Raw genomic sequence first — 16,441 nt, forward strand, 5'->3', positions numbered from 1 at the left:
AGACAAGGGCCAATGCTAGCCCGTAAACCAACACAAATCTCAAAACAAACAGAGATCTAATGTGGGAGCTGGCTTGCCGGCGATAGCGGTGGGACTGGCTTACCGCTATCGCCGGCAAGCCGGCTCCTACAAGGAATCGAGGCCAACCTCAAGGCTGCGAAGCATGCACTATTTCAGTGCATAAACGCAGCCTTGTTTACTTCAAGCTACCGGACAAGAACTGCTGCAACCGCTCGGACTGCGGGTTGACCAGCACTTCACGCGGGTTGCCGCGCTCTTCGACAATGCCTTTGTGCAGGAACACCAACTGGTTGGACACTTCACGGGCAAAGCCCATTTCGTGGGTCACTACCACCATCGTCCGGCCTTCCAGGGCCAGGTCCTGCATGACCTTCAACACTTCGCCGACCAGCTCCGGGTCAAGGGCCGAGGTCGGCTCGTCAAACAGCATCACCTCAGGCTCCATCGCCAGCGCCCGGGCAATCGCCACGCGCTGCTGCTCGCCACCGGACATATGGCCGGGGAAGGCATCCTTGCGATGAGCCACGCCGACTTTGGCCAGGTAGTGCTCGGCCTTTTCACGGGCGTCTTTTTTCGACATGCCCAGCACATGCACCGGGGCTTCCATGACGTTTTCCAGCGCGGTCATGTGCGACCACAGGTTGAAATGCTGGAACACCATCGACAGACGCGAACGCATACGCTGCAACTGCTTGGGGTCGGCGGCTTTCATCGCGCCGTCTTTGTTGGCCACCAGCTTCAGCTCTTCGTTATTGAGCAGGATCTTGCCGGCGTGAGGCTGCTCCAGCAGGTTGATGCAGCGCAAAAAGGTGCTTTTGCCCGAGCCACTGGAACCGATGATGCTGATCACATCACCGGCCGCGGCGGCCAGGGACACGCCTTTGAGCACTTCATGACTGCCATAGCGTTTATGCAGGTCTTGGACTTCAAGTTTGTACATGCGGTCGGTTCTCACAAAAACAGTTGGTCAGTCGTTGAGCAAGCGCCCGTGACGCAGCGCTTCGCGCCCCGCCACCTTGGCCAGCCAGAAACCCGCTTGGGCATAACGCAGCCGTTCAACGGCAAACAACACCCCTGACGTGCCCGCGCAAACAATGCTGACGCGGTCGGCCAAAGGATCAATCACTTCAAAAATCGGCTCGCCGGCTTCCACCCAGTCACCGGCTTTACGCAAGTAACTGATCACCCCGGCGTGGGGCGCGAACAGCAATTCAGTGCCTTCGAAGGGCACGCCTTCGCACGGCTCGTGTTGCGGCGCCGGCCACTCTCCCTTGATCAGGCCCTGTTCGGCGAGGAACGCGAGGATACCTTCGGCGTGGAAGATCGCCTCATCCCGACCGGTATCGGCCTGACCGCCCAGCTCCAGGGTCGTCGCCAGGCATGCCAGGGGGATCTGCGCCTCGGGGAACGCCCGTGACAAACGCAGCCACGGCAACGAGCAGGCCTCATCGAACGAGCTGCCGCCGGAATCTTCCGCCAACAGGCCGACCTTCACATTCAAATGCGCCGACAACGAACGCCACTGCGGCCAGTGCTGGGGCAGCGCGTACATGTGCAGCGCGGCTTCAGCGTCGCAGTGCAGGTCGAGGACCACATCGGCAGTACAGGCATGGCTCAGCAAAACCCGCTGCATACCTTGCAACTGACTGCTCGGCTCGGGCAGTGCATTGAGCGCATCGCTCATTGCCTGGCGGATCATGCGCACATTGGCGTGGGGATCATCTCCCAGCCTGCCTTCCAGCAAGGCAGCAACCGGCTCGCTCAACTCGACGAAATCACGGTTGAAGTTCTTCCCGGTGCCGACCTCGAAACGCCCCTGGTGGCTGCCTTGCAGCAGCTGACCCAGGCCCATCGGGTTGGCCACCGGCACCAGCTCGATCACACCGTTGAGGGCGCCCTGCGCTTCGAGTTCGGCCAGGCGCTTTTTCAGCTCCCAGGCCGCGCGCATCCCCGGCAACTCATCGGCGTGCAGGCTGGCCTGGATATACGCCTTGCGCTCGCCATGGCCGAAACGGAACACCGTCAACTGGCGCTCGCAACCCAGGTGCCCCCAGGGCAGTACGTGCTCGATGCGTTCCATATCAGTGCTTCCGGGGAGCCAGGTAGCTCAACCAGCGGCGCTCGGCCAGCTTGAACAGGCGCACCAGGATGAACGTCAGGCACAGATAGAACAGGCCAGCGGTGATGTAGGCTTCGAACGGCAGGTAGTACTGGGCGTTCACCGTGCGCGCGGCACCGGTGATGTCGATCAGGGTGACGATGGAGGCCAGGCTGGTGGTCTGCAACATCATGATCACTTCGTTGCTGTACTGCGGCAGCGCCCGGCGCAGGGCCGAGGGCAGCAGGATGCGGCGGTAGAGCTTGTAGCGCGACATGCCCATGGCCTTGGCCGCTTCGATCTCGCCATGGGGCGTGGCCTTGAGGCTACCGGCGATGATCTCGGCGGTGTAGGCGCTAGTGTTGATGGCAAAGGCCAGGCACGCACAGAAGGTCGCGCTGGACAGCCACGGCCAGAGGAAACTCTCGCGCACCGCTTCGAACTGGGCCAGGCCGTAGTAGATCAAAAACAGCTGCACCAGCATCGGCGTACCGCGGATCACATAGGTGTAGAGCCAGGCCGCGCCATTGACCAGCGGTTGTTTGGACACTCGCATCAGGCCCAGGGGCACGGCGGCAAGCAGGCCGAAGAACAGCGAGATCAACAGCAATTTCAGGGTGGTCAGCAAGCCGCCAAGGTACAGCGGCATGGCCTCCCAGATGACGTTGTAGTCGAAGATCATAGATCAGCCGCCTTTACGCCTACCGAGTAGCGCTTCTCAAGATAACGCAGGGCCAGCAACGAGACGCTGGTGATCACCAGGTACATCGCCGCCACCGCGAGGAAGAAGGTAAAAGGTTCGCGGGTGGCATCTGCCGCCTGCTTGGCCTTGAACATCATGTCTTGCAGGCCCACCACCGAAATCAGCGCGGTGGCCTTGGTCAGTACCAGCCAGTTGTTGGTAAAGCCGGGGATTGCCAGCCGGATCATCTGCGGCACCATCACCCGGAAAAACACCTGGAACGGGCTCATGCCATAGGCCATGCCCGCTTCGGCCTGGCCCTTGGGGATGGCCATGAACGCACCGCGGAAAGTTTCCGACAGGTAGGCGCCAAAGATGAAACCCAGGGTGCCGATACCGGCGGCCAAGGGGTTCAAGTCAATATAGTCGTCGTAGCCCAGTAGCGGCGCGACGCGGTTGAGCAGGTCCTGGCCGCCGTAGAAAATCAGCAGGATCAGCACCAGGTCGGGGATCCCGCGGATCACCGTGGAGTACAGGTCACCCAGCCAAGCCAGCCAGCGTACCGGCGACAGGCGCAATGCGACCCCAATCAGACCCAGAACAATGGCCAAGGCCATGGACGACAAGGCGAGCTGAAGCGTCAACCATGCGCCATCGAGGATAACGGCCCCGTAGCCTTTCAACATGATTCAGGTCCTCGAAAAGGCGGATGAAAAAATGGCGCAAACTTCAGAGACCCTGGTGCTTGCGCCATTCTGGACAGACAACTGCGAAGGTTTACTTGGCGTCAGCGCCGTAAATATCGAAGTTGAAATACTTTTTCTCGATTTCTTTGTACTTGCCATTGGCGCGGATCGCGGCGATGGCTGCGTTGATGCGGTCCAGGTTGGCCTTGTCGCCTTTACGTACCGCGATACCAATACCATCGCCGAAGTATTTGGCGTCGGTGAACGCAGGGCCTACGAACGCGTAGCCTTTGCCTGAGTCGGTCTTCAGGAAACCGTCTTCAAGCAGGGTCGCATCAGCCACGGTGCCATCAAGGCGACCGGCCGCCACATCCAGGTAGATCTCGTTCTGGGTGCTGTAGGGAACGATGGTCGCACCTTTAGGCGCCAGGACTTCCTTGGCGAAACGGTCATGGATCGAACCGCGCTGTACGCCGATCTTCTTGTCCTTGAGCTCAACCAGGCTGTCGCTGACGGTAACGCTGTCCTTCATCACCAGGCGTGCCGGGGTCAGGTAGTAGCGGTTGGTGAAATCCACGGACTTCTTGCGGTCGTCAGTGATGGACATGGACGACAGGATTGCGTCGATCTTGCGCACTTTGAGCGCCGGGATCAGGCCATCGAATTCTTGCTCGACCCAGGTGCACTTGACCTTCATCTCTTCGCACAGGGCGTTGCCGATGTCGTAGTCAAAACCGACGATGCTGCCGTCCGGCGCCTTCGAGGCAAACGGAGGGTAGGCTGCTTCGATACCAATTTTCAGCGGTTTCTCTTCAGCGAAGGCCTGCATGGACAGCACGGACAGCGCCAGGGCGCCCAACAGCACGAGTTTCTTCATCTTGGGACTCCATCGGTATAGGACAAAAACAGCAGTATGAGCCATGGCCCACGATGCGACTGAGTGAAACCGAATAGCGGTGCTGCGTCCTACACCAGTTCAACACGGCGACGACGAGCGAGTGATCGGCATTCTAACGACAGGCCGGAAGCCGATATTTCCTCAATGCGACAACAATTTACAGAAGCACCGAGAAAGCGACCCCAACCCATTGACAACCCCTGATTTTTATGCAGAGGCAAAAGATATTAAACCTATTATCGCTGCAAATTGCGGGCCTATTATTCGCAAACCCTTCTATTCCGGCAAGTGTAGCGTTTGATCTAATTTTTCAGGGTGTCTAAAACGGGCGTTTTCGGGGCGTGGATGTAGCACTTTGCCTCATGTTTGGGCGCAAGGTTACACATTTGCACCACTGGGTAACATTCAGAAACGTCCTACTAGATAAACCGATATTTATTGGCTTGGTGCTGAGGACGGTCTGTCATCCCCCACCATCCAATGTAGGAGCTGGCTTGCCAGCGATAGCAGTGGGCCTGTATCAAATGGGCTGACTGACCCACCGTTATCGCCGGCAAGCCGGCTCCTACATTGATGGTATTTCATAGTGAGGCCCCACAAAAAAGCCCCATCCGGCCTACACCGGATGGGGCTTGGTCCCATAAACCCGCTTACGCGACGTTCATGGTCTTGTGGGTATCGATCAGATGCTGCACCACACTTGGATCAGCCAGGGTGGAGATATCCCCCAGCCCGTCATACTCGGCCGTGGCAATTTTGCGCAGGATACGGCGCATGATTTTCCCCGACCGGGTCTTAGGCAAGCCTGGTGCCCACTGGATCACGTCCGGCGATGCAATCGGGCCGATCTCCTTGCGCACCCAGTTCTTCAGTTCCAGGCGCAGCGCTTCGGTCGGCTCCTCACCGTTTTTCAAGGTGACATACACATAGATGCCCTGGCCCTTGATGTCGTGAGGCACGCCGACCACGGCCGCCTCGGTGACTTTGGGGTGGGCGACCATGGCGCTTTCGATCTCGGCGGTGCCCATGCGGTGCCCGGAAACGTTGAGCACGTCATCCACGCGACCGGTGATCCACCAGTAGCCGTCTTCATCGCGACGCGCGCCGTCGCCGGTGAAGTACATGCCACGGAAGGTCTTGAAGTAAGTGTCGACAAAACGGTCATGGTCGCCGTACAGGGTACGCGCCTGGCCCGGCCACGAATCGAGGATCACCAGGTTGCCTTCGGCAGCGCCCTCGATGATGTTGCCCAGGTTGTCCACCAACGCTGGCACCACGCCAAAGAACGGACGTGCCGCCGACCCCGGCTTGAGCGCGTGAGCGCCCGGCAACGGGCTCATCAGGGTCGCGCCAGTTTCGGTCTGCCACCAGGTGTCGACAATCGGGCAACGGGATTGGCCGACGTTCTTGTAGTACCAGTCCCACGCTTCCGGGTTAATCGGCTCACCCACCGAACCCAACAGGCGCAAGCTGCTGCCATCGATACCTTCGCAGGCGGCGGTGCCGGAAGCCATCATCGCGCGGATCGCGGTCGGCGCGGTGTAGAGGATATTGACCTTGTGCTTGTCGACGATTTTCCCGACCCGCGTGATATCCGGGTAGTTCGGCACGCCTTCGAACAGCAGTGTGGTCGCGCCATTGGCCAGCGGACCATAGACGATGTAGGTGTGGCCAGTGACCCAGCCGACGTCGGCGGTGCACCAGTAGACTTCGCCCGGGCGGTAGTCGAACACGCGCTCGTGGGTCAGGGCGGCGTACAACAGGTAGCCGCCGGTGGTGTGCTGCACGCCCTTGGGCTTGCCGGTGGAACCGGAGGTGTAAAGGATGAACAGCGCTTCTTCGGCGCCCATCTCTTTTGGCGCGCAGACCGTGCCCGCCACTTTCATCAGGTCTTCGTACCAGATGTCGCGATGCTGGTTCCACTTGATCTGGCCATTGGTGCGCTTGCACACGATGACTTTCTGGATGCTGCTGGTTTCCGGGTTGGTCAGCGCGTCGTCGACGTTGGCCTTGAGCGGTACCTTCTTGCCGGCACGAATGCCTTCGTCGGCGGTAATCACCACCTTGGATTTGCAGTCGATGATGCGACCGGCCAGGGCTTCAGGGGAGAAACCGCCGAACACCACCGAGTGGATCGCGCCGATGCGGGTACAAGCCAGCATGGCGACCACAGCTTCAGGGATCATCGGCATATAGATGGTCACCACGTCACCGCGGTGCACATCCTGGCCGCGCAGGGCGTTGGCGAACTTGCAGACTTGTTCGTGCAGCTCGCGGTAGGTGATGGTGCGGCTTTCGGAAGGATCGTCGCCCTCCCAGATGATCGCCGCCTGGTCGCCGCGCTCGGCGAGGTGACGGTCCAGGCAGTTGTAGGAAACGTTGAGGGTGCCGTCAGCAAACCACTTGATATCGACATGGTGGTCGTCGAACGAGGTCTGCTTGACCGTGGTGAAAGGCTTGATCCAGTCAAGACGCTTGGCTTGCTCGCGCCAGAAGCCGTCGGGGTTGACCACCGACTGCTGGTACATGGCCTTGTAGGTCGCCTCGTCAGTCAGCGTGTTGGCTGCTACTTCGGGGCGAACGGGGTACAGGGAAGCCGCACTCATCTTTCTTACCTCGGTGACTATAGTTGTTGTTGTATGGCCCTGTTGTAGCCGGGGCAGGCCTATAGAACCATTCGACGATGGTAGTAACAAGCCCCTACAAATTGCCCTGATATGTGCGTGCACCGCTCTGGTCCGGGGCCTGTAGCGCGTTTTGCGCTACCGGAAAAAACCTCTGTCGTGGATTGTTACGAAAACCACCAAAAGTGTTTATCAAAAGTACGGGTATATGAATGCAACCCAGGCGCCTAAAATCAACCTCGCCAACAAGGCACTGTGATTAACCAAGTTGCAGCCCCCACGAAGGCACGTTAATCCGAACTCTCTACTTAAGTTACACACGTGGCCTCACAAGGGCCCCGTGACCCCCTTCGACTGTAAAAAGGTAAATTGGAAATGAAAGCTTTATTAGTTATGGCCCTTGCCAGCTTGTGCGCCACCGCCGCCCTGGCCGACGAGATCCCGACTGACGTAGCCAGCCAGCACACCGCTATTGTTGAGGAATACACCTACGCCACTGATCTGGATATTGCCAAGGTGGTGTCCATGAGTTCCATTCCGAATGTCTGCGAAGTTGTTCCAGCACGCATGGAATATGAAGATCACCAAGGCCAGCGTCATATTCTTAATTACAAAGTCATGGGTAACGGTTGCTCTAACGGTTAATAACTTAGTTAGTTAGAACCTAACCTGGCAATGTTCGCCGCAAGGAATCGTTCTTGCGGCAAAGAGACTTGTTCACGGCACCTTCCCCTTCTCGCTTGAACCGAATGCTACGATTGTGGCGTTGCTATTCCCTCTGCACAGCAGGATGGGTTCATGAGAGCCAGTTTCGAGAAAATCCCCACCGAGGCCAACACCTCCTGGACCCTGCTCAACAGGCGCCTGCCACAGGCGATCCCGTTTGAGTGGCATCACCACCCTGAGTACGAGCTGACCCTCACCCTCAACAGTCGTGGGCACCGTTACATCAGCAACGATGTGGCACGCTACGATGATGGCGACCTGGTGCTGGTGGGCCCGAATGTTCCCCATAGCTGGTCGTCGGCCGAGACTATCGACCCGACCCAACCGCACATCGCCCTGGTCATCTGGTTTTCTGAAGCCTGGGCCGATTCACTGGTCAAATTGTTTCCGGAAATGGCCTCGACCCGCGCCCTGCTGGCGGCCGCGCGGCATGCACTGAGTTTCAGCGACGCCACCTCGCGCGCCCTGCGCCCGGTGATCGAGGCGATGGTCGAGCAAGACGCCTCCCAGCGCCTGATTTCCCTGCTGACGGTACTCAATACCCTGTCACGGGATGTCGCGGCGCGGCGCATCGCCGTGCAACAAACCCCTCACATCATTGAAGATGCGCGCATCCGCCGGGTCCTGGACTACCTGCACGGCCACTATGCGCAACCCCTGAGCATCCCTGAGCTGGCACAAATGGCCTGCGTCAGCGTTTCCGCCTTCCACCGCATGTTCCGCAAACACACACGCTGCACAGCATTGGACTACATCGTGCGGCTGCGCGTCGGACACGCCTGCGCCCTGTTGATGCAAGGCAACCTGGCCGTCAGCACCATCGCCGAACAGGTCGGGTACGCGTCCCAGGCCCTGTTCAACCGACAGTTCAAGGCGCAAAAGGGCATGACGCCTTCAGACTTCCGTGGTCAGCATGGGCATCACTTCCAGCCAGGCACGGCTAAGCCGATTCTTCTGTAGGCGCATGATCAAACGCCACAATCGTATTGCTCAACGCGCCAAATGAGGCTGCCGTCCAGGCCGTCCGGAGTGATTCCATACCTGCATGAATAATAAAAATGCAGGCCACCCCATGAACAATTCCCCATCCTTCGCAAGTGCCGAGCTACCTGACGACTACAAACGCAGCATCGTCGCCATGAAAAAGGCACTGCGCGCACAGATCGGCGACGTGCCCGCGCTGTTTGCCGAAGTCAGCGCCTTTATCGCCACGGAAATCGCCGCGATCAAGGCCCAGCAAGCCCTGACCGGCTCGGCCTGGCCCGAACTGGACTTTGCCACCCTCGCCAACGGCCAGGTCACAGAACAACAACGCGCGCTGATCAAGCGCCGAGGCTGCCTGGTGATCCGCAACCACTTTCCCAGGCAGCAGGTGCTGGAGTGGGACAAGAGCCTGCTGGACTACCTGGACCACAACCAGTTCGACGCGGTTTACCGGGGCCCTGCCGACAACTTCTTCGGCAACCTGGAAGCCTCGCGCCCGGAAATCTTCCCGATCTACTGGTCCAAGGCCCAGATGCAACTGCGCCAGCATGAGCGCATGGGCTGCGCCCAATCGTTCTTGAACCGCCTGTGGACCATCGACTCCCACGGCCAGCAGTGGTTCGACCCCGACACCAACGCCCTGTACCCGGACCGCGTACGGCGGCGCCCGCCCGGCACCACGTCCAAAGGCCTGGGCCCGCACACCGACTCCGGGGCGCTGGAGCGCTGGCTGCACCCGGCCTACCTGAAGGTGTTCGAGAAGATTTACTGCAATGACTTCAAATCCTACGACCCGTGGGACGCCGCCCATCGTACCGAAGTCGATGAATATGCCTACCCAGGTACCAAATGCTCGGCCTTTCGCACCTTCCAGGGTTGGACCGCGCTGTGCGACATGAATGCCGACCAGGGCGTGCTGCATACCTTGCCGATCCCCAAGGCCATGGCCTACCTGCTGCTGCGCCCGCTGCTCGATGACGTGCCCGAGGATGAGCTGTGTGGCGTTGCGCCAGGCAAGGTGCTGCCGATCCTGGAGAAGTGGCACCCGCTGCTGGTCCAGGGCATGTCACCGATTCCGGACGTGCAGGCTGGCGATTCGGTGTGGTGGCACTGCGATGTAGTCCATAGCGTCGCCCCCGTCGAAAACCAGCAGGGCTGGGGCAATGTGATGTACGTACCAGCCGCCCCCATGTGTCCGAAAAATCTGCGTTATGCCAGGGATGTTTTACGGGCCTTCGAACAAGGCGCCTCGCCGGATGACTTCCCCCGCGAAGACTACGAAAAGCACTGGAGCGACCGCTTCATGACCTCGCAACTGAACGCCCTCGGCCGCAAAGGGCTGGGGCTGGAATAAGTACCCTCCTCTCACCACAAAAACAAAAAAGGGCCACTCCCTATGAAAATCGTCAATCGCCTTGCCGTTGCCATCTCCCTCGCCAGCCTTTGCACAGTCAGCGCCCATGGGGCCCAGAGCAAGGGCAGCGTGGAAGTCGTGCACTACTGGACCTCGGGCGGAGAAGCCAAGTCTGCGGACGTGCTCAAGCAACTGATCGAAAAAGACGGCTATACCTGGCAAAACAGCGCCGTAGCCGGTGGCGGGGGCGCAGCGGCCATGACGGTGCTCAAGACTCGCGCCGTGTCCGGCAACCCGCCCTCCGCCGCTCAGATCAAGGGCCCGGATATCCAGGAATGGGGCAATTTGGGCTTGCTGACCAGTATCGACGACGTGGCCAAGGCCAATCACTGGGACAAGCTGTTGCCCCAGAGCATTGCCCAACTGATGAAATATGATGGCCACTATGTCGCCGTGCCGCTGAATATCCACCGTATCAACTGGCTCTGGACCAACCCCACGGTACTCAAGCAGGCCGGCGTGTCCCACGTACCGAAAACCCTCGAAGAACTGTATGCCGCCGGTGACAAACTCAAGGCCGCCGGTTTTATTGCGCTCGCCCACGGCGGCCAACCCTGGCAGGACACCACGGTATTTGAAGGCCTGGTGCTGAGCATCCTCGGCGCGGATGGCTTCAAGAAAGCCTTTATCGATCACGACGAAGCCACCTTCACCGGCCCGAAAATGACCGAAGTGTTTATAGCACTGCGCAAACTCAAGACCTACATGGACCCCGACGGCACGGGCCAGGACTGGAACATGGAGACCGCCAAGGTCATCAAGGGCCAGGCCGGCATGCAGATCATGGGCGACTGGGCCAAGAGCGAATGGAGCGCCGCCGGCAAGAAGGCCGGTCTCGATTATGAATGCGCGCCCTTCCCGGGCTCCCAAGGCATCTATAGCTACACCATCGACTCCCTGGCGATGTTCAAGCTCTCCAGCAAAAATGACACACCGGGCAACAATGCCGCGCGCGACGACCTGGCCAAGATCGCCCTGGAGCCACAATTTCAAACGGTATTCAATCAGAACAAAGGCTCCATCCCGGTGATCACGGGCCTGGACATGAGCCAGTTCGACAGTTGCGCCCAGGCCTCCGCCAAGGATTTCGCCGAAGCCGAAAAAGCCGGCACCCTGGCCCCGAGCATGGCGTTCAACATGTCGACTTCCTAGGCAGTGCAGGGGGCGGTGTTTGATGTGGTCAGCCACTTTATGAGCGATAAAAACGCGGATCCGGCCAAGGCCGGGAAACAGATGTTTGCGAGCATTCAGGCGGCGGCACAGTAAGGCCCTGCGGCCAGTTCTTGCGCCAAGGGGCGCAAGAACTGCGATGCCAAATCTACCTGCGGCTGGCGCATTAAAAGCACCGCCTACCGCCCGTCAAAAAAATCCGCAGCTGGCAAACCCTTGCAAACCCGCACTCTGGCCGCAAACACCGTCAATTTGGCGGCCCACCGAGACCATCCGCCGCAACACAAAGGCAAATTTTTCCCTATAATGCGCGGGTAAATCGGGCCTGTAATATCCCTTTACATGGGGTAACGAGCCAGACCTGAGGCCCCGCAGGAGTAAGACACAGTCGCTCCGCCCCTCAGACCTCATGCAGAGCACCCGTAGCCCTATTCCGTTTAATGCCTGCGCTAGCTGTTGCAACAAACGATTCCTTAAAGATCCACCGCGGCCCCTGGGCCGTGTGAACACCCAACCATCCGGTTTCACACGGGCACCATTGGCCCTCACGCAGGAGACGACACGTCATGCTGAGCTGGGACGAATTCGACAAAGAAGAAGAAGGCGAAGTAGCCGCTAAAGGCGCCAACGCCGGCCACGCCACCGAAGCCAACATGGACCGCCTCGACGGTGCCGGTGCCGCCGCCGCCATCGAGGCCCGCGCCGTCACCGCCAATGACTCCGCCGCCATCGTGCGCGCCAAGGCCGCCCTGGACAAACTCGACGTCGCCGAAGGCCTCGCCGAGTTGGAAGGCGCCTCCGCCCGTGTCGCCGTTGACGAAAAACGCATGATCAACTGCCGCGCCGACCTCAACCAACTCGTGCCCTTCAAGTACGACTGGGCCTGGCAGAAGTACCTCGACGGCTGCGCCAACCACTGGATGCCGCAAGAGGTCAACATGACCGCCGACATCGCCCTGTGGAAAAACCCCGAAGGCCTGACCGACGACGAACGTCGCATCGTCATGCGCAACCTGGGCTTCTTCTCCACCGCCGATTCCCTGGTCGCCAACAACCTGGTGCTGGCCGTGTACCGCCTGATCACCAACCCGGAGTGCCGCCAGTACATCCTGCGCCAGGCCTTCGAAGAGGCGATCCACACCCACGCCTATCAGTACTGCATCGAATCGCTGGCCATGGATGAAGGCGAGATCTTCAACATGTACCACGAGATCCCGTCGGTCGCTAAAAAAGCCGCCTGGGGCCTGAAATACACGCGTTCGATCTCCGATCCGAAATTCGAGACCGGCACCGTCGACACCGACAAAGAGCTGCTGCGCAACCTGGTCGCCTACTACTGCGTGCTGGAAGGCATCTTCTTTTACTGCGGCTTCACCCAGATCCTGTCCATGGGCCGACGCAACAAAATGACCGGCGTGGCCGAGCAGTTCCAGTACATCCTGCGCGATGAGTCGATGCACCTGAACTTCGGCATCGACGTGATCAACCAGATCAAAATCGAAAACCCACACCTGTGGGATGCCGAGATGAAGGAAGAAGCGACCCAGATGATCCTGCAAGGGACTCAGTTGGAAATCGAATACGCTCGCGACACCATGCCGCGCGGCGTGTTGGGCATGAACGCGGCGATGATGGAGGACTACCTCAAGTTCATCGCCAACCGTCGTCTGTCGCAGATCGGCTTGAAGGAAGAATACCCAGGCACCACCAACCCGTTCCCGTGGATGAGCGAGATCATGGACTTGAAGAAAGAGAAGAACTTCTTTGAGACCCGGGTGATCGAGTATCAGACCGGTGGGGCGTTGAGCTGGGATTGATCGGCTCATAGTTGCGACGTGAAAAAAGCCCTGGGGTCGTACCCAGGGCTTTTTTTATGGGAGCCGGCTTGCCATTTCTTGAAGTACATCACCTCAAACACCTGGCCCGTAAGGGTTCGGATCGCATCTCCAATGCTGTAGCCTTATGCCCCAATTGCCATCAGCGTTATCACCGGTCGAGTGACCGGGATGATTTCACTGCGGGGTTTTACTCAAGAATCAGCAGATTGATACCGGAGTAGACTCCTGCGGTCACAGCTTATGCATTCCAAAAAAATAGTAGATAGGACCGAGGCCACCCCGTGAACCCAGACATGCTAGAAGCCGGCCCAGTGGGCGCCAAGGTACTTTCAGTGTTCGACTTCGACGGCACCCTGACCCGCCACGACAGTTTTGTACCGTTTCTCAAGTTTGCTTTCGGCAAGCAGGAATTCAATCGCCGGATGCTCAAGCTGGCGCTGCCGGGCTTGCGCTTTCTGCTGCGCCGAATGAGCCGGGATGAGCTCAAGGCGCAGTTGATTCGCACCTTTATGACCGGCGTTGAGAAAGCCTGGGTGCAACAGAAAGCCGAGGAATACTGCAAGACCTACTGGAACAAGCTAATGCGCCCTGCCGGTTTGCAGTCGGTGGCCGATGAGATCGGCTCCGGCGCCGAAGTGACATTGTGTTCGGCTTCGCCTGCAATCGTGTTGCAACCTTTTGCCGATCGCCTGGGGATCAAGCTGATCGGGACCGAGCTTGAGGTGGTCGATGGGGTGTTGAGTGGGCGCCTCACAGGTAACAACTGCCGTTGTGAGAACAAGGTGCTGCGGCTTGAAGCTGTGTATGGCGACCTGGGTGAGTATCGGCTCAGGGCCTGGGGCGACACGCGCGGGGATCGCGAGTTGCTGGCGGCGGCGCAGGATGCGCATTGGCGGCATTTTCATTCGGCCAAGCGTCGAGGCAAGTCGAAGCCATAAGCCGCTTGGAACCAGCCCTTTCAGACGCGTTGAAAGGGCTGCGCCCTGATAGCGGACATTTGTGCTACCCGCACAACCCCGCTATTAATAGCGAATCTTCCCACGGACCCGCCCCGATGAAATTCGACACAGCCTATTGCCTGAGCCTGGACGAAAAGCTGTCGATCTATGACGTGCGCGACCTGAACTTCGACGAAACCGCCGCCTTCGATTCCGGCAAGGACAGTTTCCTGTGCCCCAACGATGATTGCCGTGCGGCGTTTGCAACGGGCAATGTGCTGGGTACGTTCAATGCAAAGAACGTCAATTACCTGCGCACGCCGCATTTCAAAAACCTGCCCAGGACCCGGCATATCGACGGCTGCCGCTATGCCAGTCACAAGACAGTGCCAGGAGAAGCCGAGGATGGGCGCGAGGAGAACTTCCCGTCGGAGTTTGTACTGACTCGGCGTCAGTATGAACGCAAGGCAGCCATCCGCGGCGCCACAGACACTCTCCCACAGGATCTGGCGAAAGCACCTTCGGAAATCTCCAATACTTCCCACAGTGCCAGCGAAACCACACCAGACAAGACCAGCGTCTTTGCCCACCCGGTCGAATGCTACGTGTCCAACATCGACGACAAGGAAAAGCTCAAGGGCATGCCGCTGAAGATCGGCGAGCAGACCGCGAGCTATTGGGCGTTTTTCAAGAAAATCGAATACCTGCAAGACAACAAGGGCTTGATCTATTGGGGCCGGATCAAGGCGATCAAGGACTACACCAGCAGCTTTCGCATCGACTTCGAAAAAAAGGTGTGGCTCGACAAGAAGCCCTACTCCGTCAACGTGTACCTGAACAAAAAGCTGATCGAGAACTACCGCAAGCGCAAGGCGTTCCTGGAGCAGATCAAGGCCGCTGTAGACAGTGAACGCCCGCTGTATTGCTTCTTCTATGGGGTGACGCCGGAGTTGAAACAGGTACCGAGCAAGAAAACCCCCGAGCAGACATTCGGGGTGTTCAGCGCCGATATCCAGAACCTTGACCACCTGCTGATCCGCGAGGCGCCGGGGCTGGTGGAGAAATGAATTGAGGCGTCCACCAATCGCGGGCCAGCTATCCAGGAAATGATCGAGTTGATGAACGGTCAAAACAACTGTACAAAAACACAGTATAGTTTGTTCTCCCCCGTTGGATTCCTGGAGAACCCCCATGTCCTCTCTGGCAGTGAGCACCACCGTAGATCAACAAATCGTCCTTCATCAGTTCACCCCACGGCACAGCGTGCAGGCCCGCGCGCTGCTGGGCTGGAGCCGGGAAGACCTGGCCCGGCACGCCGGGGTTGGGGTGGACGCTGTCCAGCGCTTTGAAAGCCATCAAGAGGTGGATGACGCCATCCGCATCGCCCTGGCATTTCGCCTTGAGCACGAAGGCCTGGTGTTTTTCCCGGGGTTTGCGCCGGGGTGGGGCATGAGCGGGCGTCGCTCCCCAACACCACAGGCTGATGCCGAACCTGGTCGCCGTAGCCTTATCGCACGGCTGCTGGGCTCGACATCGTCGAATACGCCTCATCCCAACGGCGCATAGGCCCGCTGACCGCGCAGCGGGTTCACCTCGCGTACATGCCGGCGCGTGCCTGCATCGCCTGTTGATAGATCCGTACCAAGGCCGACAGCGAGTCCCGCGCCCAGCGGGCACCATAGAACCAGAGCACGACCTTGGTGCCGTTGAGATCGTCGTTGAATAGTTGGCATACGCCTGGGTATCCGGTTTTGCAGAAGCCGTGAAAAGCTGGGCTTTGGCCATCGGACACCAGCGCGTCGAGGCGATGTTCGCTCACCCGCTCATCGATCTGGTTGCTGGACGCCAGGGAGAAATACGCAGCGGCATCCGGTAACTGCGCCTGCACTGGCACCACTTCGGCACCGGCATCCTTTAACACCTCCAAGGCTTGGAGAAATCCGCTGGAGTGCTCCACCGTTTCACGCACACCGTTGCGCAGGTATTGGTCGGCAAAACCGATACGCCAATCGGCCAGGACAGGAGCAGATTTCGCTGCATTGTTTTCCATGACTGGCGGGACTGCCACCATGACCGGGCCCGCAGGGTCGACGCCGCTCAGGGCTATGAGCGATAACGACGGATCACGCACAGTCTTCATCATCGGCCCCGGGACATCGAACCTGGGGCCCTGGACAACAGGTGCTGCGGCAGGCTGGAACTCAATGCCACCCCGAGGTGTTGCCCCATTGTCCGTCGACCCAGCGGGGGCTATCGGCGCGCAAGGCACTGCGTTAAGGATGTTGAGCAGCAAAGGTAGCCCCCCTGAACAGGCAGCACCTGGCGCCAGGATTTTCCTACATTTGTCCTCCATCAAGGCCCA

The 16,441-nt window shown here is 59.2% G+C and carries 14 protein-coding genes and 2 pseudogenes; 9 read left to right on the plus strand and 7 right to left on the minus strand.

Translation table 11 applies throughout. The features are described from left to right. Positions 1–196 precede the first annotated feature (196 nt). From ACSSVH_RS19175 to acs, 6 genes are all read right to left on the minus strand, one after another. The gene (locus ACSSVH_RS19175; RefSeq protein ID WP_029294441.1) at positions 197–961 is read right to left on the minus strand and encodes an ABC transporter ATP-binding protein; all 765 of its coding nucleotides are present in this window, start codon (positions 959–961) and stop codon (positions 197–199) included. Positions 962–988: 27 nt separating this feature from the next. Beyond that, entirely contained in the window at positions 989–2,101 is a 1,113-nt protein-coding gene (locus ACSSVH_RS19180; RefSeq protein ID WP_172312954.1) for a succinylglutamate desuccinylase/aspartoacylase family protein, read from the minus strand. A 1-nt stretch (position 2,102) separates the two neighbouring features. Continuing rightward, positions 2,103–2,801, minus strand: a complete 699-nt coding sequence (locus ACSSVH_RS19185) for an ABC transporter permease (protein WP_029294436.1) — start codon at positions 2,799–2,801, stop codon at positions 2,103–2,105. Beyond that, positions 2,798–3,487, minus strand: a complete 690-nt coding sequence (locus tag ACSSVH_RS19190; protein WP_029294434.1) for an ABC transporter permease — start codon at positions 3,485–3,487, stop codon at positions 2,798–2,800. The genes ACSSVH_RS19185 and ACSSVH_RS19190 overlap by 4 nt, the downstream gene beginning before the upstream one ends. Before the next feature lie 91 nt (positions 3,488–3,578). Further along, positions 3,579–4,364 carry an ABC transporter substrate-binding protein gene (locus ACSSVH_RS19195; protein WP_070994684.1) on the minus strand — a complete coding sequence of 262 codons (786 nt, stop codon included), beginning with the start codon at positions 4,362–4,364 and terminating at the stop codon, positions 3,579–3,581. A 671-nt stretch (positions 4,365–5,035) separates the two neighbouring features. Next, positions 5,036–6,991, minus strand: a complete 1,956-nt coding sequence (acs, locus tag ACSSVH_RS19200; RefSeq protein WP_169955154.1) for an acetate--CoA ligase — start codon at positions 6,989–6,991, stop codon at positions 5,036–5,038. Positions 6,992–7,384: 393 nt separating this feature from the next. Between acs and ACSSVH_RS19205 the strand changes: the two genes are divergently transcribed. The 9 genes and pseudogenes from ACSSVH_RS19205 to ACSSVH_RS19245 all read left to right on the plus strand — a co-directional run bounded on the left by ACSSVH_RS19205 (position 7,385) and on the right by ACSSVH_RS19245 (position 15,645). Beyond that, complete coding sequence (locus ACSSVH_RS19205; RefSeq protein ID WP_170043792.1) at positions 7,385–7,654, plus strand: DUF2790 domain-containing protein; 270 nt, start codon at positions 7,385–7,387, stop codon at positions 7,652–7,654. A 153-nt stretch (positions 7,655–7,807) separates the two neighbouring features. Continuing rightward, positions 7,808–8,695, plus strand: coding sequence for a helix-turn-helix domain-containing protein (locus tag ACSSVH_RS19210; RefSeq protein ID WP_492633609.1), 888 nt, complete (start codon positions 7,808–7,810; stop codon positions 8,693–8,695). Positions 8,696–8,807: 112 nt separating this feature from the next. Further along, a complete protein-coding gene (locus ACSSVH_RS19215) occupies positions 8,808–10,073 on the plus strand; it encodes a DUF1479 domain-containing protein (RefSeq protein ID WP_169955151.1) in 1,266 nt (421 codons plus the stop codon). Positions 10,074–10,115: 42 nt separating this feature from the next. Beyond that, a pseudogene (locus tag ACSSVH_RS19220) lies at positions 10,116–11,399 on the plus strand (ABC transporter substrate-binding protein). Between the two features lie 470 nt (positions 11,400–11,869). Next, on the plus strand, positions 11,870–13,120 hold the full coding sequence (locus ACSSVH_RS19225) for a ribonucleotide-diphosphate reductase subunit beta (RefSeq protein ID WP_170056891.1): 1,251 nt from the start codon (positions 11,870–11,872) through the stop codon (positions 13,118–13,120). A 65-nt stretch (positions 13,121–13,185) separates the two neighbouring features. Continuing rightward, positions 13,186–13,362 (plus strand): annotated as a pseudogene (locus ACSSVH_RS19230) (HNH endonuclease); the annotation flags it as partial. 72 nt (positions 13,363–13,434) lie between these two features. Further along, on the plus strand, positions 13,435–14,079 hold the full coding sequence (locus ACSSVH_RS19235; protein WP_169955303.1) for an HAD-IB family hydrolase: 645 nt from the start codon (positions 13,435–13,437) through the stop codon (positions 14,077–14,079). 116 nt (positions 14,080–14,195) lie between these two features. Next, positions 14,196–15,146 (plus strand): hypothetical protein, encoded by a 951-nt coding sequence (locus ACSSVH_RS19240; RefSeq protein ID WP_492633610.1) that lies wholly within the window; start codon positions 14,196–14,198, stop codon positions 15,144–15,146. A gap of 124 nt (positions 15,147–15,270) precedes the next feature. Then, the gene (locus ACSSVH_RS19245) at positions 15,271–15,645 is read left to right on the plus strand and encodes a helix-turn-helix domain-containing protein (RefSeq protein ID WP_170041945.1); all 375 of its coding nucleotides are present in this window, start codon (positions 15,271–15,273) and stop codon (positions 15,643–15,645) included. 22 nt (positions 15,646–15,667) lie between these two features. On the opposite strand, the gene ACSSVH_RS19250 is transcribed toward ACSSVH_RS19245, so the two are convergent. Further along, entirely contained in the window at positions 15,668–16,219 is a 552-nt protein-coding gene (locus tag ACSSVH_RS19250) for a hypothetical protein (RefSeq protein WP_463671604.1), read from the minus strand. Positions 16,220–16,441 lie beyond the last annotated feature (222 nt).

Source organism: Pseudomonas sp. HC1(2025), assembly GCF_058742075.1.